The sequence below is a fragment of the Enterococcus sp. DIV0546 genome (assembly GCF_051712785.1).
GTDB classification, from domain to species: domain Bacteria; phylum Bacillota; class Bacilli; order Lactobacillales; family Enterococcaceae; genus Enterococcus; species Enterococcus faecalis.
This window is the reverse complement of record NZ_JBIOPO010000001.1, coordinates 1,906,196-1,928,405: the sequence shown is the minus strand read 5'-3', so window position 1 is coordinate 1,928,405 and position 22,210 is coordinate 1,906,196. Positions and strand designations below refer to the sequence as shown.

Sequence of the window (22,210 nt, the reverse complement as noted above, 5' to 3'; positions counted from 1 at the left end):
AGACCCAGTAAGTTTAGAGAGGATGGAAGGATTTTTGGAGGAATTAGAAGAAAAGAAAGAGAAGAAACGGATTACTGTCCTTTTAACCCTATTGGCAATCCTTTTAGCAATTCTTGTAACAATAATTATCTTTTTTGTACGAACCAATCAACCAATGGCTCAAGCCAAAAAAGAAGCAACCGCAATTGCCAAAACTTCTGCTAATTTAGAAACAGTTGATAAATTTTACTGGTTTACACGCAAAAATACGTATTTTACTTTAACCGGCAAAAATGATAAAGGCACAGAGATTGTCGTGATTGTCCCTAAATCGGGAGAAAAAGTCACGGTCTTAAATCAAAAAGATGGTCAAACTGAACAACAAATAACAGACATTGTTGCTAAAGCCCATCCCGATGAATCGGTGATGAAAGCTACGTTAGGGCTTTATGATAAGCGCCCTGCATGGGAAGTGGTCACCGAAAATGATCAAGGAGTACTAACGTATTATCTTATGAGCTTTGATAAAGGCGAAGAGATTAACGTTGTCAAAGATATTTAATTTAGATAGGTTTTGATGAAAGTGGGAGTGAAAGGTGTATGAACGTATCAAATCGAGCACAGCAATTGACTCCTTCTGTTACATTAGCAGCTGCCGCCAAAGCGAAAGCATTAAAAGCAAACGGTGTAGATGTTTTAAGCTTAACGGTTGGGGAACCAGATTTTGTAACCCCGAAAAATATTCAAAAAGCAGCAATTGCTTCAATTGAGGATGGAAGAGCAAGTTATTACACTCCTTCTGGCGGTATTCCTGAATTAAAGCAAGCGATTGTTTCTTATGTGGAACGAGAATATCAACTTTGTTATCAACCCAAGCAAGTTATTGTGACAGATGGTGCCAAATATGCGCTATATCTATTATTTCAAGCCATTTTGAACGTTGGGGACGAAGTGATTATCCCTGTCCCTTATTGGGTAAGTTATGGTGAACAAGTCAAGTTAGCAGAAGGCAAGCCAGTATTTGTATCAAGCACGCAAGAGCAATCATTTAAAGTGTCAGTCGCACAATTAGAAGCTGTACGAACGGACAAAACAAAAGCAATCATTTTAAATTCACCATCTAACCCAACTGGTGTTATTTATACGGAAGAAGAATTACGCCAAATTGGTGAATGGGCAGTTGCTCATAATATCCTCATTATTGCAGATGATATTTATGGTCGTTTGGTGTACAATGGACATCGGTTCACACCGATTGCAACCATCTCAGAAGCAATTCGTCAACAGACAATCATTATTAATGGTGTTTCCAAAACATATGCAATGACAGGCTGGCGCATTGGTTTTGCGGTCGGTGATGAAAAAATTATTCAAGCAATGACACAACTCGCTTCACAATCCACCAGTAATCCAGTCGCAGTTAGCCAATATGCGGCAATTGAGGCTTTAACAGGTGAACAGTCGACAGTTGAAGACATGCGTCAGGCCTTTGAAAAACGCCTAAATCATATCTATCCAAAAGTAGCAGCTTTGCCAGGCGTTTCGCTAATAAAACCTGAAGGCGCCTTTTATCTATTCCCGAATGTCAAAAAAACGTTAGAAATTTGTGGGTATGATAACGTGACTAACTGGGTGGAAGATTTATTACAAGAAGCGCATGTTGCTCTGGTAACGGGAGAGGGCTTTGGTGCACCAGAACATGTGCGGATGAGCTATGCGACAGATTTAATGACGTTAGAAAAAGCGATTGAGCGAATGAATGACTTTATAGAAAAGAAACGAATTCAGCACAACGCCTAAAAGAATAAACTAAGAAATGAACGGAGAGACAAACGTGGAACAAATTCAAATTATTGATTCAAACAAACATGTTGGAGAAACAGTAAAAATTGGCGCTTGGATTGCTAACAAACGCTCAAGCGGAAAAATTGCCTTTTTACAATTACGTGACGGGACAGCCTTTTTCCAAGGTGTCGTGTTCAAACCAAACTTCATTGAAGCCTTTGGTGAAGAAGCTGGTACAGAAAAATTCCAACAAATTAAACACTTATCACAAGAAACAGCAGTCATGGTTACTGGTGTTATCAAAGAAGATAGTCGTTCTAAATTCGGCTATGAAATGGATATCACTGATTTAGAAGTCGTTGGCGCTTCAGAAGATTACCCAATCACGCCGAAAGAACACGGTACAGATTTCTTAATGGATCATCGTCATTTATGGTTACGTTCAAGCAAACAACATGCGATCATGTTAGTTCGTAACGAAATTATTCGTGCTACTTACGAGTTCTTTAACGAACAAGGATTCATTAAAATTGATAGCCCAATTTTAACAGGCTCAGCACCAGAAGGCACAACAGAATTATTTGAAACAGATTACTTCGGACAACCAGCATTCTTATCACAAACAGGTCAATTATATGCAGAAGCTGGTGCGATGGCATTTGGAAAAGTCTTTACTTTTGGACCAACCTTCCGTGCGGAAAAATCCAAAACTCGTCGTCACTTAACGGAATTCTGGATGATTGAACCAGAAATGGCATACACAACTCATGAAGAATCACTAGATATTCAAGAAGCCTATGTAAAACATTTAATTAAATCGGTATTGAAAAATCAACAATATCCATTGGATGTTTTAGAACGTGATACAGCGTTACTAGAAAAATATGTTTCGGAACCTTTCGAACGTATTACTTACGATGATGCGATTGAGTTATTACAAAAAGAAGAAGCAAACAATGATTATGATCACATTGAATGGGGCGAAGACTTTGGTAGCCCACATGAAACCTTTATTTCAAATTACTATGGCGTTCCAACATTCATTTTAAATTATCCAAAAGCAATTAAAGCCTTCTATATGAAACCACATCCAACACGTGAAGATGTTGTAATTTGTGCCGATTTAATTGCACCAGAAGGTTATGGTGAAATTATCGGTGGTTCAGAGCGTGCAACTGATTATGATTATTTGAAAGAAAAAGTAGCTGAGTTTGGCTTATCTGAAGAAGAATACAGCTGGTATTTAGATTTACGTAAATACGGTTCTGTGCCACATTCTGGCTTCGGATTAGGTTTAGAACGTGCTGTTACGTTCATTACTGGTAATGAACATATTCGTGAAGCGATTCCGTTCCCACGTATGTTAAACCGTATTTATCCATAGAGAAAAATGGAAACTGGAAGTTTAAGCGTTTAGCTTGAACTTCCAGTTTTATTTGATGCGATAAAGCTTAAATTGATATTCACCAATTAGTAATGTTAAGGGAGTAAAAAAAGATGGTTTTCTTTGGTTTTTTATTTATTTTTCTGCTTTCGGTAATTTTATTTGTCTCTGATCGCTATACAATGAAATACGTTTTATGGATTATTTTAGCTGTAACATGGAAAAATTTATTCATATTTAAACTAATTAGCTATTCTATAAATGATAGTGGATTTTTTTATCTGATATATGACATTTTGGTTGTACCGTTATTTTTTATAATGACAGGTGTGGTTCTTTTAATCGAAAGTTTCTACAAAAAAACACGCTCATTTATTCCAGAGGCACTTTTGGTTTTGACTTTTGCGTTGTTAGGGAGTAGTTATGGAGAAACAGTGTTAAGTGAAGTAACGCCTAGTTGGTTAATGATTCAGTTGATCGTAGTGGTCTATTTTTGTTATTTATTGTTACAAAACTTAACTGAGAAGAAGTAGGAAAGAAAGAGAAAAACTGAATTAAGCTTTTATTATTAAAGGAGGTGAACAGAAGCGATGATCAGTACACATCTATTTGCCTATGAAGATATAATTGGTAGCCTGTTGGCTTTCCTAGTACTGTTATATGCCATCAGGACGGAAAGTATCATTAGATATTTTGTATTGACTATTGTTGCAATTATCTGGATCAATCCAGTCTTATTTAAGAATTACATAGTTGTCTTATCGAACATATTTTTACAATTTATGTTTATTCCGTTATTTTTATTATCACTGTCAATCATTTTTTTGACAGAAAAAGAGAATAGATTATTTTGTATACCAATTATTTTTTTAGTATTTCTTGTCTTTTCACAAGCTACTTGGCTTTATGAGTATAATACAGAGTTAAGAGTTAGTGCAGTATTTATGATACTGTTAGGGATATATCTCAAACTAGTAAAAATAATTAAGCAGTAAAACAAAAAACAGAAGGTTAAACTACCTTCTGTTTTTTGATTCCCTTACGCCTGCCATAATTTTTGCATCTGGTCCAAAATATCAATGACTTCTGTCGTGAAAAATAAGGAGCGGTTGGGTTGTGTACCTTTGATTGCTTCAACCATATTGTAGATTTCATAATTCATGGCTTCAGCTGAGTACCCAGAAACGATGGTCTCAACCGTACCGTCATTGTAGTGAACGATTGCTTCATCTGCACGTGGATAATCTGTAATGGTAATATAGGCATCTTCAAAAGCAACAATTCCTTGCTTTGGCATTTTTGCTTGGAATGTTAATGAAATAGTAGCCAACTCATTTTCTTTATTCCGAAGCAATGTCACCGATTGTTCATCAACGCCAGTAGAGAAGGGAACCATGCTAGAAGCTAAAACGTCAGGTTGTGAGCTGAGAAACCAACGAGCAAACGAAACCGCATAAGTACCAATATCTAACAATGCGCCGCCTGCTAAGTCAGGATTAAAAAAGCGATTTTTAGGATCGGGTTCTTTGTAACTTCCAAATGGTGCTTGAATCATTTTTAACTGACCAAATTTGCCAGCATCCATCAAGCGACGTAATTCGTCGTATAGTGGCATGTTAAAAATAGTCATGGCCTCTGCTAAAATAAGGTCATTTTTTTCTGCAACTGCCAAGGCTTGTTTTAATTCTGCCGCGTTCATCGTAATAGCTTTTTCACACAACACATGTTTTCCAGCCTGGAGCGCTTTTAAAATGTGTTCAGCATGTTGTTTATTTGGCACTGCTATATAGACAACATCGATCGTTTCATCTGCTAGCAATTCTTCATAAGAACCATAGGCTTTAGGGATTGAATAATCAGCGGCAAATTGTTCTGCTTTAGTCAATGTCCGTGAAGCAACAGCTGCAAGTTGGCTAGTTTCTTGTTTAAACGTTGAAGCAAATTCGTGGGCAATCCCACCTAATCCGACGATGCCCCATTGATATAATTTTTTTGTCAAAAGAAGTCCTCCTAATCTATGCAATTTCTTCAAATCTTCTTCATTATTTATTATACTGTAAACAAGAGAAATTAGAAAACAAGGACAATTTTGTAAATATGATAAAATCCAGAGATAAAAAGATGCTTTTTTTAGAGAATTTCAGTAAAATAGAAAATGGAGGCGAATGATTATGCATCAAGTTTATGTAGATATTATTGTTGACGCAATTATTGAACAGTATCAAACAGAAGAAAATTTTTACTCCGCTTATCAAATTCAAGCAGCCGATTGGCAAGCTTGGAAAGAAGGCCAATTTGGTTTGGACAATGAAGTCATGCAAAAAATTAAGAATTTGTTTACGGATTATGAGTGGATGCTGACTCAAAAAATACTCCGCCAAACCATCTTATTTCCGGAAAAACGCAACCTAGCTGTTTCGGAATATAAACGGTTAAAAACAACAATTGCCAAAAAATGGTTACAATCTGATTTGGGCGTTGTAGAATTGATTCCTAACAATAAACAGGAACAAGAAATTGCTGCTGGTTATATTGATTTGAAAGTGACGCTGGCCTATGGCGAATGGGGGTTTGATGATATTATTACATTCCGGTTACCAGCTACGATTCAACGACAATTGGAAGGTTCAAAAGTTGAATTATTAGATTGGGTCAATGAAAATCTGATGGATACTTACGTAGGTGAATAACGAATAGGAAGGATGGTCTTTTGAAATACACAATTGCTGGGATTTTATCTGTGATTATTATGTTTGGTGCGGTAATTTTTGTCTTTTTTGGCAAAAAGCCAGTTGAAGAATCTGTTCACACATCAACTGAAACAACAGTGAAATCATCCACTAAAATTTCTGAAAGTAGTACAGTTTCTTCAACTGCTACCACTGAATCAAGTACTGAAATCACGAGCGTAAGCAGTGATGAAAGTTGATAATTTTCTGTGAAAATGATACAATTATTCGGTTATAGTAACAAATGAAATCAATCACGAAAGTGAAAGATAGTGAAACATTTTATCGGAAAATAAAAGATGAAGTGGGGAATTAATGAAGTGAGCAACTATCAGAAAAAAAGAAAAAAGCAGCTGAATTTGCCAAAGTTATTCTTAGGCGTAGTTGTCGTCGGTTTGGCCTTTGTCTTTTCGTTATCTGCCCTTTCTGATTCAGATAAGGGACAAAGCGAGTCAGTCAATCGCCAAAATGAAAACATCTCAAAAGAAGAATTTGTTGCTGAAATCACGCCGTATGCACGTGAATTACAAGAATCTTACGGGGTATTACCAAGTATTATTATGGGGCAAGCAGTTTTAGAATCTAATTTTGGACAAAGTCAATTAGCATCGAAATATAACAATCTTTTTGGGATTAAAGCATATGGCAATCAACCAAAAGTCAATTTAGAAACAAAAGAGTATGTCAATGAGGTCTGGATTACGATTCAGGGTGATTTTCGAGTTTATGACAATTGGGAAGAATCCATGCGAGATCATACCAAGTTATTTGTTGATGGGGTCGATTGGGATCCAAATTTATATGAAAAAGTCTTGTTAGCCAAAAATTATAAAGAGGCTGCACAAGCGCTTCAAGATGCTGGATACGCAACGGATCCTACATACGCTGATAAGATCATTCATGTAATAGAAGAATACAATTTAAATAAATACGACCGTTAAGCATGGAGGAACGATGACAATGAGCGAAAAGTGGATTCCAGAAATTATGACGCCGCTGAAACAAGATATTGTAAAAATGCCAGAGATTATTCGGCAAGCCAGTGGCATTAAAATTTTTGGCCGTAAAATAAAATCAATTATTTTTACGACAGATATTGCGATTATCCGCAATACGGATGCACAGGCAGTGATTGCTGTATACCCTTTTACACCGCATCCAGCGATTACAAAAGGCATTATTGAAGCAGCGGATATTCCTGTCTTTTCAGGAGTCGGCGGCGGTTTAACGCAAGGCATGCGTTCTGCTTATATGAGTTTATTTGCAGAAGCACAAGGCTCAATGGGTGTCGTTTTGAATGGTCCTACACCAATTGAAACAATTAAAATGGTGGATGAAGCAATCGATATTCCTATTATCAGCACAGTAACTTCTATTCATACGCCAATTGATGAAAAACTTGCGGCTGGCGTGGATATGATTAATATCAGTGCAGGAAAAGACACTGCAGCCACCGTACGCTATTTCCGTGGCAAGTATCCAGAATTACCGATTATTGCAACAGGAGGACCAACTGAATCGAGTATTCATGAAACCATTATCGCCGGAGCGAATGCTATTACATATACGCCCCCTAGTAACGGTGAATTATTCAGCAAAAAAATGAAAAAATATCGTGAACAAGAAAAAGCAACCGATGAAGAATAAAAAAACGCTTTGGCAGGATAGACTGCCAAAGCGTTTTTGGCTATTTAATGTTCGCTTTTACGGAACAATGGAAGAATGAACCAATTATTTGAAAATTCTAATGAAAAAAAGTTGTTAAACCATTGAAAGTTAGAGATTTTTGTACTATCCTAGAGAAACATAGAAGCTTGTATAAGGTCAAAATACGGTTGACCGTCTCTACCCAGCACCGTAAATGCTGGTCTATAAGTGAAGAAGAGCGGATAGCCCTTTTTTGCTTTGGCAAAATGGGCTTTTTTCTTTTGTTAGAACACGAATATAAATAGCACTTTGTTTTATTTCGTTCGTTTTTAACGAACCGTCCTTTCCTCAGGATGAGAACAAAGCATCTATCGAAAAATAAGTAAAGGAGTTCATATTGTGAAGGAATTAGTCGAACGTATTAAAAATGATGGCCGTGTATTAGGTGAAGGTGTTTTAAAAGTAGATAGTTTTATTACGCACCAAGTGGATCCAGAATTAATGGAGGCTATGGGTAATCGTTTTGCTGAGGTTTTCGCAGAAGCAGGCATTACCAAAGTAATTACAATTGAAGCATCAGGAATCGCTCCTGCCTTATACGCAGCGCAAAAATTAGGTGTGCCAATGATCTTCGCTCGTAAGGCAAAAAGTTTAACCATGGATGAAGAGCTCTTAACGGCTTCAGTTTATTCATTTACAAAACAAGTGACAAGTCAAATTTCCATTTCAAGAAAATTTTTATCTGATGCTGATAAAGTGTTGATTATTGATGACTTTTTAGCTAACGGACAAGCTGCCAAAGGATTGGTAGAATTATGCCAACAGGCTGGTGCAAAGGTTGAAGGAATTGGTATCGTAATTGAAAAATCATTCCAAGATGGTCGTCAGTTATTAGAAGACATGGGCTTAAATGTAGTCTCTTTAGCACGTATTGCTTCATTAAGTGAAGGAACGGTGACGTTTTTAGAGGAGGATGCATAATCTTGGAAACAAAACAATTGAATACACCACAACAGACGGAAACACCAAATGGGAAAGCCGCCGTTTTAGGATTGCAACATTTATTAGCGATGTATGCTGGAGCAGTTGCCGTACCTTTATTAATCGGAACCGGCTTGAATTTTGATTCGCAACAAATGACGTATTTAATTTCAATCGATATTTTTATGTGCGGCGTTGCGACACTTTTACAATTAACGGTGAATAAGTTTTTTGGGATTGGCTTGCCAGTCGTTTTAGGTTGTGCCATTCAAGCAGTTGCGCCTTTAATCATGATTGGTACGAACAAAGGGGTTGGTGCAATTTACGGTTCAATTATTGCTTCGGGCATTTTTGTCGTTCTTATTGCAGGATTTTTCTCAAAAATTAAACGTCTATTTCCGCCTTTAGTCACCGGCACAGTCATTACAGTTATTGGTTTGACCTTAATTCCTGTTGCTGTTGAAAAAATGGGTGGCGGCTTAGCAACGGACAAAAGTTTTGGTGATCCTAAAAACTTGCTACTCGCATTTGTAACAATTGCCTTAATCATTGTTGTGCAAGTTTGGGGACGTGGCTTTATCAAGTCAATTGCCGTGTTAATCGGCCTAGTCGGCGGCACAATATTAGCTGCGTTTCTGGGATTAGTTGATTTATCTCCTGTTGGTCAAGCTACGTGGTTTCATTTTCCACAGCCATTTTATTTTGGCAAACCAACGTTTGATCTTTCTTCTATTGTGTTGATGATTATTATTTCAATTGTTAGTATGGTTGAATCAACAGGTGTTTATTTTGCCCTAGGAGACATTACAGGGAAGAAAATTGGCGAAGATGATTTACGTCGTGGGTATCATGCAGAAGGTTTAGCCGTCATTTTAGGGGGGATTTTTAATACGTTTCCTTATACAGGTTTCTCTCAAAATGTCGGGTTAGTTCAATTATCTGGGATCAAAACACGTCGACCAATTTATTTTTCTGCTTTTTTCTTAATTATTTTAGGCTTATTACCAAAAATTGGTGCGATGGCCCAAATTATCCCAGAGCCAGTTTTAGGCGGCGGAATGCTGGTTATGTTTGGAATGGTGGCTGTCCAAGGAATGCGCATGTTGTCAAAAGTTGACTACTCAAATGACAAAAATTTATTAATTATTGCCATCTCGATTGGCTTTGGTTTAGGCTTTAATATTATGCCGACGCTCTTTAATAAAGTACCAGAAACTGTTAGCATGTTTACTGGTAATGGAATTGTCATGAGCAGCATTACCGCAATTATTTTAAATCTTTTATTCAATGGTTTAAAAGAAACCTCAGAAAGTAACGAATAGTTTCAAAAAAGTATGATAGATAAGGTCAGGTGGCTTTTCTTTCATACTTTTTTGACCTCATCATCGTTTAGAAAAATTTAATGTTTTCATCCATTTGAAGAGAAAAAGAGAAAAAAGCTTGGTTACAAAGAGACGAGTAGTAAGTTACCGCTGTTTTATCCTAAAGTATGTTAATAAATTCTGATGAGAAAACCTAAGGGAAACACTGCTGGCACTTGAAGTTGAGCCTTTTTCCTTGTATCATGTAAAAAGAGCACTCTTAAAGGCTAGACTGCGACGAGAAACCGCAGAAGGATTTTAAGGATAAAACTGTGATGGAAAGTTGTGATGAACTTGGATAAACCACTATTACCTGGTCAAGTGATTGGTATCATTGGTGGCGGACATTTAGCAAAAATGATGGCCCTTAGTGCAAGAGAAATGGGGTTTCGAGTGGGTGTGCTAGATCCACAAATTGATTGTCCTGCTGCACAAGTTGCCGATTGGCAATTATTAGGAGCATATAATGATCCTGAAGCGTTAGAGAAATTGGCAAAACGTGCCCAAGTGATTACGTATGAATTTGAACATGCAGATGTTGATGCGTTAACAGCGATTCAACATTTAGCGAATATACCACAAGGAACAGACATTTTAGCGATTACGCAAGATCGTTTAATGGAAAAAAGTTTCTTGGAAGATAATAATATTGTGATTGCACCTTATGCAACGATTGTTAGTCCGACTGATATTCAAGAAGCAATTGATGGCATTGGTTATCCGTGTATCTTGAAGAATACGCGAGGGGAAGGTCGTTATGTACTACATAGTACTTCAGACTTAGCGCCATCCATGAATCTTCTGAGAGAAGGAACCTGTGTCTTGGAAGCTTGGATTCCTTACGAAAAAGAATTATCTGTTCTGATTTCTGGTAATGGTCGTGGCGAATTTGCGACATTTCCAGTTGTGGAAACAATTAAAAAAGAGCGTAAGCTACATGAAACGATTGCGCCAGCCAGAATTGATGAAGAAGTCAGTGGTGAGTTGCAACGAATTGCTAAGGTGATTGCTAAAGCAGTTGGTTTAGTCGGCACCCTTTCAATTGAAATGTTTTATACAGAAACAGGCGGGATTTATGTAAATAAAATTTTACCTCGTCCAGAAGATGCTGGGAATTTTTCTATAGATGCTTGTTCTTTTAGCCAATATGATACGCATATTCGTGGTTTATGTAATTGGCCAATGCCAACGATTCAACTGTTGTCTGAAGCAGTCACGGTCAATGTGCTTGGAAATGAGGCCTATGAAACGATGGACATTATTAATGAACATCCAGATTGGCATTTCCACTATTATGGCCACAGTGAAGCAAAAGCGCAACGAGCGATGGGGCATATTACTATATTAACCAAAGAAATCGATGAAACACTGGAAGAAATTAAAGAAACAAAGATTTGGTCGTAATTATTTTTCAAAAATTGAGGAGTAAAGAGGGGATAAGGTACAATGATTGATCGTTATACAAGACCCGAAATGGGCGCAATTTGGACAGATGAGAACCGCTACAAGGCATGGCTAGAAGTTGAAATTTTGGCGGATGAAGCTTGGGCAGAACTTGGCGAAATTCCTAAAGAAGATGTACAAAAAATCCGAGAAAATGCATCATTTGATGTTGCACGTATTTTAGAAATTGAAGCAGAAACACGTCATGATGTTGTCGCTTTTACTCGTGCCGTTTCAGAAACGCTTGGTGAAGAGCGAAAATGGGTACACTATGGGTTAACCAGCACAGATGTTGTGGATACTGCCTATGGTTATCTATTGAAACAGGCGAATGATATTTTACGGAAAGATTTACAAACATTTACGGAGATTGTCGGAGCCAAAGCCAAAGAGTATAAACATACGGTCATGATGGGAAGAACGCATGGCGTTCATGCAGAACCGACTACATTTGGTTTGAAATTAGCGTTGTGGTATTCTGAAATGAAACGCAACATTGAACGTTTTGAACATGCAGCCAAAGGTGTCGAAGCGGGTAAAATCAGTGGAGCCGTAGGTACCTTTGCCAATATTTCACCATTTGTTGAAGAATATGTTTGCGAACATTTGGGGATCCGTGCTCAAGAGATTTCGACACAAGTTTTACCACGTGATTTACATGCAGAATATGTTTCTGCCATGGCATTAATTGCGACAAGTATTGAAAAATTTGCGACAGAAATTCGTGGTCTACAAAAATCAGAAACACGTGAAGTAGAAGAATTTTTTGCAAAAGGACAAAAAGGATCTTCGGCAATGCCGCATAAACGGAATCCAATTGGTTCTGAAAATATGACTGGTTTGGCACGTGTGATTCGTGGTCATGTCATTACTGCCTTTGAAAATGTGAGTTTATGGCATGAACGAGATATTTCTCACTCGTCTGCTGAACGGATTATTATTCCCGATACGACGATTTTGCTAAATTACATGTTGAATCGTTTTGGTAATATTGTCAAAAACTTAACGGTCTTCCCAGAAAATATGAAGCGTAACATGGATGCGACCTATGGACTAATTTATAGCCAACGTGTCTTGTTAAAATTGATTGACCATGGCATGACACGTGAAGAAGCGTATGATCTGGTCCAACCAAAAACAGCTTACGCGTGGGATCATCAAACGGCGTTCCGTCCGTTGCTAGATGCGGATGAAAAAATTACATCTGTCTTATCAAAAGAAGAGCTAGATGATGCCTTTGATTACCATTATCATTTAAAAAACGTTGACACGATTTTTGAACGTGTTGGTTTAGGATAACAAGAAAGCGAGAAGAAGAGTGCTTCTTCTCGCTTTTCTCTTAGTTATTTTCAGAAAAATAATTGAAAATTATTCAGTAGAAAATAGTAAAAAAATCATTAAATTTTAGCAAACAAACATCAAAAGGTAAGTGACATTCACTTACCTTTTGATGTTTGTTTGCTATTTTACTAGTTGTACTTTGAATTTTAAAGGAGTTATTTTCATAAAATAATGAAATTTAAGCATTTTCATAGGCAAAAAGCACTATTAAACCTTTACAGGGGAAGAAAAAGTTATTTTTCAATTAATTGGTTTAAAAATTTAAAATTATTTTTTTTGTATCTTCGGCTATACTGAATTCATTAACGATAATTATTAAGGCAAGGAGAAAAAGGTGGTCGAAATGAATTTGTCACAAGTTCCAAACAAAACGACAGGGAATGGAATAAAAGTGTTTAGTTATCTCTGTTTTATAATTAGCTATTATTTAATCTTTTTGCATTTCGAAGTTGCTTTAGCTCAACAACCTGAGTCAAAGCCGCTAGCGGGTTTCACAGTTGAAAGTATGATACCAGATAATCAGCTAGATAAGAATCAAACTTATTTTTATTTAGGTGTTCAGCCAAGTAGTCAGCAGATTGTTCAAGTGAAAATCAGAAGTTTGCAAAAAGAACCAGTTACTGTCGCTTTAAGTATTCATGATGCGATTAACGGAACGGAAGGACAGATTGACTATACGCAGACGAATCCTAAATTAGATTCTAGTTTAACGAATTCCATCACGCAAATTGTTCATTTACAAAATAAGGGAGCTACGGTTACTGTAAAAAACTTTGAAGAAAAAATAGTAAATTATGAAATTAGAACGCCTAAAGAGCCATTTTCGGGAGTTAAATTAGGTGCATTACGATTTGTCAAACAACTAGAGGATGAATCATTAACAACTAATCAATTTACATCAACCTATGCTTATACTATTTCAATCATGCTGACAGAAGATAAACAGCCATTTGATGAAGGAGCAGAATTGAAACTAAAAAAAGTTGATACAACGATCAGCGGTGGCCTACCTGTTGTTCAAGCAACATTCCAAAATCGACAACCAAAAGTTATGAAAGGAGCGACAATTACCAACTGGTTAACCAAAAAAGATCAGCCAAAAGAGTTACTAAAAAAAGTACAAGCAGATGTGTCAGTGGCACCTAATTCATTATTAGCTATGGATCTACCTTTGAATGAAGTTGTCCTGCCAGCGGGAACTTATACTGTTCACAGCCAAGTAAGTGTTGGTAATCAAGAATGGCAGTGGCGAAAAGATTTTATGCTCACACAAACGCAAATAAAACAATGGTCGGCTAGTACAGCTTCAGCAAAAAAGCAACCGCTTTTGTTAATAGGTCTTAGCGCATTGTGTCTTGTTACAATTAGCGTTTATTTTTATTTTAGAAAGAGTAGAACAAAATAAAGGAATAAAAAGGAAAAGAAGGTGTTGGTTATGAATAAGAAAATGATTTCTCTTATTTGTGTCATAGTTATATTGTTAGGCACGATGATTTTACCAATTAATGGCTTAGCTGAGGGATCTAAGTCGACAACAGTAACGAGTGAAATGCAACAAATTGTTGAAGAGTCATTACCTAAGCTATCAGAGCCACCAAAAAAAACGACAGAAACAACAGATTCTTCATCTGAAAAAACACAAGCTACTGAAGCAACGAAAAAAGTAGAAACTGTTTCTTTTACTTGGTCACAACAAGAATCAGAACGGCAAGTAGCTGCCGGATCGGATTTTTATCTAAAAATAACTAGCAATGTAACCTGGGCGGAAATACAATTACCTCAGGAAATTCAATATAATCCCCAAAAAAATCAACAATTGAAGGAGCATAGTTCCTATAATCAAGAACAACACAGCTTGGTTTTAAGAGACTTAGCTCAGTTGGGGGAGAGCTACTTGCTGTTAACGACAACAAAAGCAGGAACTTTCAGCTTGTCAGTCAAAGACAAAAATCAAAAAGAATTGGCTAATAATTTAGAAGTGACGGTTGCTAAAGAACCAATACCAGAGCCTCAAAAGCCACAGGAGCATAGTGAGCAGAAGCAAACGAAGGAAAATAAAAAAAGCAACCCCGACGATAAGTCTAAAAACATTGACGCCAAAGCGAATGGGATTACGGTCGGTTTGACTGCTCCTGCCACTTATCGCACGTATACCGACTCTACGACAGGAACAGCACCAGATTACTTAACGATTTCTATGCCAGTTTCCATCAGTCAAGCGGGACTCATTGGTACTTCGATTGAGCTTCCTTATGGCTTTTATCCAAGTAAAAGCGACCCCGTTTTTAAAAACTTTGATAATACAGCACCCATTTTTTCGTTGGTAACACCTAGTACGCCTAGCGCTAATTCAATTGTGGCGTCGTATGTAAATGACGCGACCAATAAAAAGTTGATTATTCGTTTGAAACAAACCAAGACAACATTAGAGACGATTAATTTACGTTTTAAATTTAATAACGTCTATAATGCCAAAATTCCATCTGGACAAATCGTGTGGAATAATCTCCAAGCGAAGGTATTTGATAATACAGGTACACAAATCGCAAGCTCAGCGGCGAATAAAACCGTAAAAGCTGATGTGGGTTCTCTTGCTGCATATATCAGTTCTAGTTACGCAGTTCCTAGTAACAACAATTATTTTGATGGTGATATTGTTTTGGCACATTCTTATCGGTTTTATTATTTAGCTAGAGCGAATTTAGATCCTAGTTATGATCATCAAGTGTATGTTGAAATTCCAACAGGAGCTATATTAAAGGGAACTTTAGCCAATCGATTATTAAAAACAGGGGTCACAAATGCACAAGATCCTAGTGTGCCAGTAGGTTTTACTCGGTACTATCAGAAATTAGTAACTCTCTCACCAAATGTTTTAGAAAACCCAGCAACGCTTGTTGATTTAGTCTATCTTGATACAAGGGTTACTTTGAATAAAACTTATGCAGAAGGTAGTGCTTTTTCCATAAATTTTGGAATGAAGGTAAAATTTATGAATGGGAAAATAAATACTCTCACAACTACGAAAAGTTATATAAAGCGTTCTAGACCAGATTTTCAATTGTCAGGAGATGGTATCCATTCAACTATTGTAGGTTCGACTGACACAGTTAATAACTTAGACAATTTAGCGACAGCTGGATATTTTTACGCTTTTGGCTATTCTTCATTTAATCGATCTAGTACTATTAAGAATACTGGAGCTAAAGCAATTGAAGGGGTAACATACAAATTACAAGAATTAACTGCAGGTTCAGCTAAAGGAAACTTTGCTAATTTCTATATTTTTTGTTTTACTGATGGAGTGAACGCACCAGCCTATTACCGACCTTGGTTTCAGATAAAAAATGCTGTAACTGGAACGAGTCGTTCTGTTTGGAGTAGTACGCCAGCTAAGGCTAGTAGCTTTAGTCCCGCTTTGCCGACTTTAGCAACCAATGAGTATATTGCCACCATTAATATTATTCCCATGGGAACCGATGGCAAAACCGCCAATTCACTACCTCCAGGTAATGGGATGGGATTCAGATATCAGATCAAAAGTTGGCCTAATGTAAAGTGGCCAGATGGAACCGCGCTTTCTAAGAAGTCGAATCCAATTACCTTTGGAGCCACCATGCAGTACCAAGATGCAACTGGTACTCCCACAGAGTTTAAATTAAGCGATAAAAAAGCGTATTATAATAAAGGCGTGTCGCTAAATGTTTCTGCCAATTTGACCAGTGCCAATAGTCAAAATAAACTGCCTGGGGACACGATTAACTATGAAATAATCGGGAAAAATAATAGCTACTATACAAACACTTCTTCAGGGGATTGGGAGAATCCCATTATTACAATTAAAGTGCCCAAACAGTTACGATTAAAAGCTACTACGAAAAAAGATTTTATTGATGAGAGTAATCAAGTTACCTATCCAGCTTCGGTGACTGTTGAAACGTTACCTATAAATGATACAACTTACAATTATTATCGTTTTAAGACATCCAGCACGGCTTATAAATCTAAAGTAGCAAGAGAGAGTAGTATATTCAGGATTCCTTTAGAATTTGTCGTGGATAGTTCAACTGCTTCCGGAAGCTATCAGATTCCTTATATCGCTTATAGCAGCCCTAAGACAACGGACTTCTTTAATCGTGTACCTACTCAGTTAGATGCTACAGAGGCTAAGAAAATCGGTTTAGACAACACGAATGAAAATAGCTACGTAATGAATTCATCTGTTACTAGTAACACCGGCTTCTCCGTTGTTGACGCTTCAAAACTGGATAGCGTAACAAACGCTCGTGGATCAGCAACGCAATCTTGGGCTAGTAGTAATATTTTTGCGGTGGAAAGTAAAGGAACACCGCAAATGCAAACAGTGATTAAAAATTCAGGAAATACCAATTTCACAAGCGTTCGATTATATAACATATTACCTTCTGCTAGTGATGGTCGTGGTTCAACAGGAAGTATCGGTTTTACAAATTTGACCAATAATAGTGGAACAGCCAAAATTTACTATACAACTAAGCCTGTCTCACAATTACCTAGTTATACTAACAATGATTTACAAGCATGGAATGCCACTAAATTAACTAGTTTAGGTTTCACAACAACCAAACCCGCTAACTCTGCTTTAATCACAGCAATCTATGTCGATTTTGGAGCCACTACAATCAAACCAGGTGAGACATTAGATGCGATTATGAACTTTTTAGTGCCGGAAGCGGAAAATCAAAAAGCGATTAACCAATTTCAATATTCTGCCAAAGAAGCCAAAGCGGGAGCAACTTTAACGGCAGTCAGTAACAAAATTACCTTTAGTACGGAGTTTGCTCAAGTAGCATATGAACAAAATTTACCAAACGTTATCGTGCCAGGAAGTGGTGTGAAAGGTCTACCTTCTCCGCAAACGATTCAGTTAGATGTGAATGATGCAGGAAAAATTGTCATTCCAACAACAAAACCAACGCTTAGTGGTTATACTTTTGTAGAATGGCAAGATGTTGCAACGGCAACCAAAAAATATCAACCTGGTGCAACGATCAGCTTTACGTCTACTTCAACTACTACAAAAATAACACTGAAAGCTATTTGGAAACCTATCTCAGTGAATGTGACTTTTAATGCTAATGGGGGCTCGGGTGGTACAGCAGCTAAAGCATATACTTTTGGTACAGTGATTAATTTAAGTACTGTTGCGAAGCCAACAAGGACGGGTTACACTTTCCAAGGTTGGGCTGCAACAGCCAACGCCGCGACCCCAAATATTACAACAAACCCTCTTGTTAATTATGCCTCAGCTAAGACCTATTATGCTGTTTGGAAGGGGAATGCGTATACCGTAAAGTTTGATGCGAATGGGGGAACGGGTACCATGCCTAACGCTAGCTTTATTTATGGAACAGGCAAACCATTACCAGCCAACACCTTTACAAAAGAGAGTAATACGTTCCTTGGGTGGTCGAAGACACGGACAAGTGCAGTTGTATATACGGATAAACAAATAATTTCGACATTAACTGCTACTAACAATGGTACTGTAACGTTATATGCGAAATGGAGTGGGCAACGACCCGTATTGATGGGGACACCAAGTACGTTTGATTTTGGCAAACAAACTATTTCGCCAATGGCAAAAAATTACGGATTAAATTCAGCAAACTATGTAGGAAGTCCCGAATTACAACAAGCTGGTTTTAAGTTACGTCTAGAAGATAATCGACCAATCAGCACAGGTTGGAAATTAAACGTTAGTTTATCTGAATTTAAAGATAGTACTGGTACATCTTTACCACAAGGAGAAGGGATTACCTTGAACTTTGCGAACACTCAACTTCAAAAAGTTCAATATGCTAATACAGCTGTGGAATCAGTAACTAATAGTTTTACCAATGGACCGACGTTAGGTTCTCAAGCTTTTCGATCGGGTGCAACAGCCCAATCAATAATAACAGCAACTGGAACGCAAGGAAGTGGAACTTGGCAACTATATTTTCCTTTTGAAGAGATAAAATTAACTGTGCCTGCAAATGTAGGAGAAATATCAAAAGTATATCAATCTACAGTAACCTGGTCATTGGACGATGTAGTCTAATCTTAGTATGTTTCACTTGAAAGGAAAGTTAATTGTATTAAGAAAAAATGTTTCCGAAGAAAAAATATAAGTTTTACAGTAACATTAAAAAACAAACGTATTGTTAAATACGTTTGTTTTTTTCTATACTTTTTTCGATTTATCCTTTATAATGTAACTTAAATAGTTACATTAACTATTTAATGCAAACAAAGGAGGAGAAGTATGGATAAACAACAGCGAGGCATTCAAGTGATTAGAATTTGGCTAGGGGTGACGATGCTAATTCATGGAGTGATGAAAGTAACGTCATTGGAAGATACTTTAGCGTTTTTTGCTAGTATTGGTTTGCCAAGTCTTTTTGTTTATGGTGTAGCAGCAATTGAATTAATTGGTGGATTATTTATGATTATTGGCTTTTTAATTCCTTTGGTATCAGTAGGATTCATAGCAGTTTTAGTCGGAGCTATTTTTTCTTTTGGTTTGGCAAGTGGTTTTAGTGGTTATGAGTACGAATTATTTTTAGCGATAACCAGTTTGGCTATTTTGGTTAGCTATGCCGATAAAAAGTATCTTACGTTAAAACTTTATTTTTAATAAATCAAAGCAATAAAGAGTTGGTCAAACCAGGTGTTATTGCGAAAAAAGCCCTAAAACAGTGATATTTAGTTGTTTTAGGTTTTTTTTATCAAAAAGGTCAAAAAAGGTCAATTTATCCATTGACCTTTACTGACCAATAGAGTATAATAAATTTATAAGGTTTACGAATACCTTAACTTTTGAAGAAATCCATCAAAAGTCGGATAATAATAATTGTAAAGAATGTTAAAATAAAAAAGACAAAATAATAAACGGGAGGGATCGTTTATGAATATTGAAAAAATGACAACCACGCTTCAAGAGGCGATTGCTGAAGCTCAAAAAGTTGCGGTGACACGGCAACATCAAGAAATTGATATCGCACATTTATGGAAAATTTTTCTTCAACCAAACCATTTTGGACGTAATTTTTACACAGATGCTGGTTTAGATGTTGACGCATTTGAACGAGAAGTAGATAACGCGTTAGATGAATATCCAAGTGTGGCAGGCGGTAATGTACAATATGGTCAAAATTTAAGTCAAAATTTGTTCCATTTATTGCAAGAAGCTGATTCACTTCGAGAAGAATTCCAAGATGAATTTTTATCAACCGAAATTGTACTTTTAGCTTTAATGAAATTGAAAAATTATCGTTTAACAAAATATTTAATGCAACAAGGCATTACGGAAAAAGAGTTAAGAAAAAATATTGAAGAGATGAGAGGAGGAGATCGTGTGACTTCTCAAAACCAGGAAGAACAATATAAAGCACTAGAAAAATACGGTGTTGACTTAGTACAACAAGTAAAAGCAGGAAAACAAGATCCAATCATTGGTCGTGACGAAGAAATTCGTGACGTTATTCGGATTTTATCAAGAAAAACTAAAAATAATCCAGTCTTAATTGGTGAACCAGGTGTTGGTAAAACAGCGATTGTTGAAGGATTAGCACAACGAATCGTTCGTAAAGATGTTCCCGAAAACTTAAAAGATAAAACCATTTTTTCTTTAGATATGGGTGCCTTAATTGCGGGAGCAAAATTCCGTGGCGAATTTGAAGAACGGTTAAAAGCTGTTTTAAAAGAAGTGAAAAAAAGTGATGGCAAAATCATTTTATTCATTGATGAAATTCATAATATCGTCGGAGCTGGTAAAACTGAAGGCAGTATGGACGCCGGGAATTTATTAAAACCGATGCTAGCACGTGGTGAATTGCATTTAATCGGTGCCACAACGCTTGATGAATATCGCCAATATATGGAAAAAGATAAAGCCTTAGAACGTCGTTTCCAAAAAGTATTAGTCAAAGAACCAACAGTAGAAGATACAATTTCTATTTTGCGTGGCTTAAAAGAACGATTTGAAATTCACCACGGCGTGAATATTCATGACAATGCTTTAGTTGCTGCCGCTACTTTATCCGATCGCTATATTACTGATCGTTTCTTACCAGATAAAGCGATTGACTTAGTCGATGAAGCAAGCGCAACGATTCGAGTGGAAATGAATTCGATGCCAACAGAGCTCGATCAAGTAACACGTCGGTTAATGCAACTAGAAATTGAAGAAGCAGCCTTGAAAAAAGAATCAGATGATGCAAGTAAAAAACGGTTAGCCAACTTGCAAGAAGAATTAGCAGATTTGCGTGAAGAAGCCAACTCAATGAAAATGCAATGGGAAACGGAAAAAGAAGAAGTTAATGCGGTTTCCAACAAACGTGCAGAGATTGATAAAGCAAAACACGAATTAGAAGATGCTGAAAATAATTATGATTTAGAACGAGCTGCTGTTTTGCGTCATGGAACAATTCCGCAATTAGAACATGAATTGAAAGAATTGGAAGAAAAGAACGCTAAAGATAACGTCAAAATGGTACAAGAATCGGTTACTGAAAACGAAATTGCGCAAGTGGTCGGTCGTTTAACTGGCATTCCTGTGACAAAATTAGTTGAAGGCGAACGAGAAAAATTAATGAAACTGAATGAAACATTACACAAACGTGTGATTGGTCAAGATGAAGCCGTCGATGCTGTTAGTGATGCGGTGATTCGTTCAAGAGCAGGCTTACAAGATCCAAATCGCCCACTTGGTTCGTTCCTTTTCTTAGGACCAACTGGTGTTGGTAAAACAGAACTTGCTAAAGCTTTAGCTGAAGATTTGTTTGATACTGAAGATCATATGGTACGGATTGACATGAGTGAATACATGGAAAAACATGCCGTGTCTCGTTTGGTTGGTGCCCCTCCAGGCTATGTTGGTTATGAAGAAGGTGGCCAGTTAACGGAAGCTGTTCGTCGAAACCCTTATACAATTGTCTTATTAGACGAAATTGAAAAAGCGCACCCAGATGTTTTTAATATCTTATTACAAGTTTTAGATGATGGTCGTTTGACAGATTCTAAAGGTCGGGTCGTTGATTTTAAAAATACGGTTTTAATTATGACAAGTAACATCGGCTCTCAGCTTTTATTGGAAGGTGTGACACCTGAAGGAACAATTCCAGAAGAAGTTGAAAATCAAGTCATGAATATTCTAAAAGGACACTTTAAACCAGAGTTCTTAAACAGAATTGATGATACTATTTTATTTACACCATTGAGCTTGGATAATGTGAAAGGAATCATTGGTAAAATGACCGCACAACTTGCTCATCGTTTAGAGCAACAAGAAATTGTGTTGGAAATCACTGATGAAGCTAAAACATGGATTGCTGAAAATGGGTATGAGCCAGCTTATGGAGCTCGTCCGTTAAAACGTTTCATTACTCGTGAAGTCGAAACACCATTAGCAAAAGAAATTGTTTCTGGACGAGTAATGCCAAAAACAAAAGTCACGATTAGTCTATTAGACAATCAATTAGTTTTTGAAAATGAACCAATAGAAGAAGTATAAAAAAAGAACGAGCGAATTCGCTCGT

The 22,210-nt window shown here is 36.9% G+C and carries 17 protein-coding genes and 1 riboswitch; of the genes, 16 read left to right on the top strand and 1 reads right to left on the bottom strand.

Features of this window, described 5'->3' with window-relative positions:
- Nucleotides 1–22: 22 nt before the first annotated feature.
- From IGJ24_RS09370 to IGJ24_RS09355, 4 genes are all read left to right on the top strand, one after another.
- Nucleotides 23–541 (top strand): cell wall elongation regulator TseB-like domain-containing protein, encoded by a 519-nt coding sequence (locus tag IGJ24_RS09370; RefSeq protein ID WP_002382785.1) that lies wholly within the window; start codon nucleotides 23–25, stop codon nucleotides 539–541.
- A 38-nt stretch (nucleotides 542–579) separates the two neighbouring features.
- A complete protein-coding gene (locus IGJ24_RS09365; RefSeq protein WP_289865753.1) occupies nucleotides 580–1,779 on the top strand; it encodes a pyridoxal phosphate-dependent aminotransferase in 1,200 nt (399 codons plus the stop codon).
- A gap of 16 nt (nucleotides 1,780–1,795) precedes the next feature.
- Nucleotides 1,796–3,148 (top strand): asparagine--tRNA ligase, encoded by a 1,353-nt coding sequence (gene asnS, locus IGJ24_RS09360; protein ID WP_129193685.1) that lies wholly within the window; start codon nucleotides 1,796–1,798, stop codon nucleotides 3,146–3,148.
- Nucleotides 3,149–3,261: 113 nt separating this feature from the next.
- Complete coding sequence (locus IGJ24_RS09355; protein ID WP_002367000.1) at nucleotides 3,262–3,681, top strand: hypothetical protein; 420 nt, start codon at nucleotides 3,262–3,264, stop codon at nucleotides 3,679–3,681.
- 506 nt (nucleotides 3,682–4,187) lie between these two features.
- Here IGJ24_RS09355 and IGJ24_RS09350 read toward each other — a convergent pair.
- Nucleotides 4,188–5,147, bottom strand: coding sequence for a Gfo/Idh/MocA family protein (locus IGJ24_RS09350; RefSeq protein WP_002384258.1), 960 nt, complete (start codon nucleotides 5,145–5,147; stop codon nucleotides 4,188–4,190).
- 166 nt (nucleotides 5,148–5,313) lie between these two features.
- Between IGJ24_RS09350 and IGJ24_RS09345 the strand changes: the two genes are divergently transcribed.
- From IGJ24_RS09345 to clpB, 12 genes are all read left to right on the top strand, one after another.
- Complete coding sequence (locus tag IGJ24_RS09345; protein WP_002382789.1) at nucleotides 5,314–5,838, top strand: hypothetical protein; 525 nt, start codon at nucleotides 5,314–5,316, stop codon at nucleotides 5,836–5,838.
- Between the two features lie 59 nt (nucleotides 5,839–5,897).
- On the top strand, nucleotides 5,898–6,077 hold the full coding sequence (locus IGJ24_RS09340; RefSeq protein ID WP_002384259.1) for a hypothetical protein: 180 nt from the start codon (nucleotides 5,898–5,900) through the stop codon (nucleotides 6,075–6,077).
- 99 nt (nucleotides 6,078–6,176) lie between these two features.
- A complete protein-coding gene (locus IGJ24_RS09335; protein WP_289865755.1) occupies nucleotides 6,177–6,818 on the top strand; it encodes a glycoside hydrolase family 73 protein in 642 nt (213 codons plus the stop codon).
- 19 nt (nucleotides 6,819–6,837) lie between these two features.
- A complete protein-coding gene (locus IGJ24_RS09330) occupies nucleotides 6,838–7,524 on the top strand; it encodes a hydrolase (protein ID WP_002356802.1) in 687 nt (228 codons plus the stop codon).
- Between the two features lie 147 nt (nucleotides 7,525–7,671).
- Nucleotides 7,672–7,769, top strand: a riboswitch (purine riboswitch).
- Between the two features lie 154 nt (nucleotides 7,770–7,923).
- On the top strand, nucleotides 7,924–8,505 hold the full coding sequence (locus IGJ24_RS09325) for a xanthine phosphoribosyltransferase (protein ID WP_002356804.1): 582 nt from the start codon (nucleotides 7,924–7,926) through the stop codon (nucleotides 8,503–8,505).
- Nucleotides 8,506–8,507: 2 nt separating this feature from the next.
- The gene (locus IGJ24_RS09320; RefSeq protein WP_002382793.1) at nucleotides 8,508–9,827 is read left to right on the top strand and encodes a nucleobase:cation symporter-2 family protein; all 1,320 of its coding nucleotides are present in this window, start codon (nucleotides 8,508–8,510) and stop codon (nucleotides 9,825–9,827) included.
- Between the two features lie 327 nt (nucleotides 9,828–10,154).
- Entirely contained in the window at nucleotides 10,155–11,270 is a 1,116-nt protein-coding gene (gene purK, locus IGJ24_RS09315) for a 5-(carboxyamino)imidazole ribonucleotide synthase (protein WP_002394696.1), read from the top strand.
- 42 nt (nucleotides 11,271–11,312) lie between these two features.
- Nucleotides 11,313–12,608: an adenylosuccinate lyase gene (purB, locus tag IGJ24_RS09310; protein WP_002356808.1), complete on the top strand. Its 1,296-nt coding sequence runs from the start codon at nucleotides 11,313–11,315 to the stop codon at nucleotides 12,606–12,608.
- Nucleotides 12,609–12,993: 385 nt separating this feature from the next.
- Nucleotides 12,994–14,055 (top strand): DUF916 and DUF3324 domain-containing protein, encoded by a 1,062-nt coding sequence (locus IGJ24_RS09305; protein ID WP_010818962.1) that lies wholly within the window; start codon nucleotides 12,994–12,996, stop codon nucleotides 14,053–14,055.
- 30 nt (nucleotides 14,056–14,085) lie between these two features.
- Nucleotides 14,086–18,732 (top strand): WxL domain-containing protein, encoded by a 4,647-nt coding sequence (locus IGJ24_RS09300; RefSeq protein WP_289865756.1) that lies wholly within the window; start codon nucleotides 14,086–14,088, stop codon nucleotides 18,730–18,732.
- A 204-nt stretch (nucleotides 18,733–18,936) separates the two neighbouring features.
- The gene (locus IGJ24_RS09295) at nucleotides 18,937–19,308 is read left to right on the top strand and encodes a DoxX family protein (RefSeq protein WP_002359784.1); all 372 of its coding nucleotides are present in this window, start codon (nucleotides 18,937–18,939) and stop codon (nucleotides 19,306–19,308) included.
- Nucleotides 19,309–19,578: 270 nt separating this feature from the next.
- The gene (gene clpB / locus IGJ24_RS09290) at nucleotides 19,579–22,185 is read left to right on the top strand and encodes an ATP-dependent chaperone ClpB (protein ID WP_129193680.1); all 2,607 of its coding nucleotides are present in this window, start codon (nucleotides 19,579–19,581) and stop codon (nucleotides 22,183–22,185) included.
- The last annotated feature ends 25 nt before the right edge of the window (nucleotides 22,186–22,210 follow it).

Coding starts and splice junctions, on each gene's coding strand:
- IGJ24_RS09370 (WP_002382785.1), top strand. CDS start 23: ATGGAAGGATTTTTGGAGGAATTAGAAGAAAAGAAAGAGAAGAAACGG.
- IGJ24_RS09365 (WP_289865753.1), top strand. CDS start 580: ATGAACGTATCAAATCGAGCACAGCAATTGACTCCTTCTGTTACATTA.
- asnS (WP_129193685.1), top strand. CDS start 1,796: ATGAACGGAGAGACAAACGTGGAACAAATTCAAATTATTGATTCAAAC.
- IGJ24_RS09355 (WP_002367000.1), top strand. CDS start 3,262: ATGGTTTTCTTTGGTTTTTTATTTATTTTTCTGCTTTCGGTAATTTTA.
- IGJ24_RS09345 (WP_002382789.1), top strand. CDS start 5,314: ATGATTATGCATCAAGTTTATGTAGATATTATTGTTGACGCAATTATT.
- IGJ24_RS09340 (WP_002384259.1), top strand. CDS start 5,898: ATGTTTGGTGCGGTAATTTTTGTCTTTTTTGGCAAAAAGCCAGTTGAA.
- IGJ24_RS09335 (WP_289865755.1), top strand. CDS start 6,177: ATGAAGTGGGGAATTAATGAAGTGAGCAACTATCAGAAAAAAAGAAAA.
- IGJ24_RS09330 (WP_002356802.1), top strand. CDS start 6,838: ATGAGCGAAAAGTGGATTCCAGAAATTATGACGCCGCTGAAACAAGAT.
- purK (WP_002394696.1), top strand. CDS start 10,155: ATGAACTTGGATAAACCACTATTACCTGGTCAAGTGATTGGTATCATT.
- purB (WP_002356808.1), top strand. CDS start 11,313: ATGATTGATCGTTATACAAGACCCGAAATGGGCGCAATTTGGACAGAT.
- IGJ24_RS09305 (WP_010818962.1), top strand. CDS start 12,994: ATGAATTTGTCACAAGTTCCAAACAAAACGACAGGGAATGGAATAAAA.
- IGJ24_RS09300 (WP_289865756.1), top strand. CDS start 14,086: ATGAATAAGAAAATGATTTCTCTTATTTGTGTCATAGTTATATTGTTA.
- IGJ24_RS09295 (WP_002359784.1), top strand. CDS start 18,937: ATGGATAAACAACAGCGAGGCATTCAAGTGATTAGAATTTGGCTAGGG.
- clpB (WP_129193680.1), top strand. CDS start 19,579: ATGAATATTGAAAAAATGACAACCACGCTTCAAGAGGCGATTGCTGAA.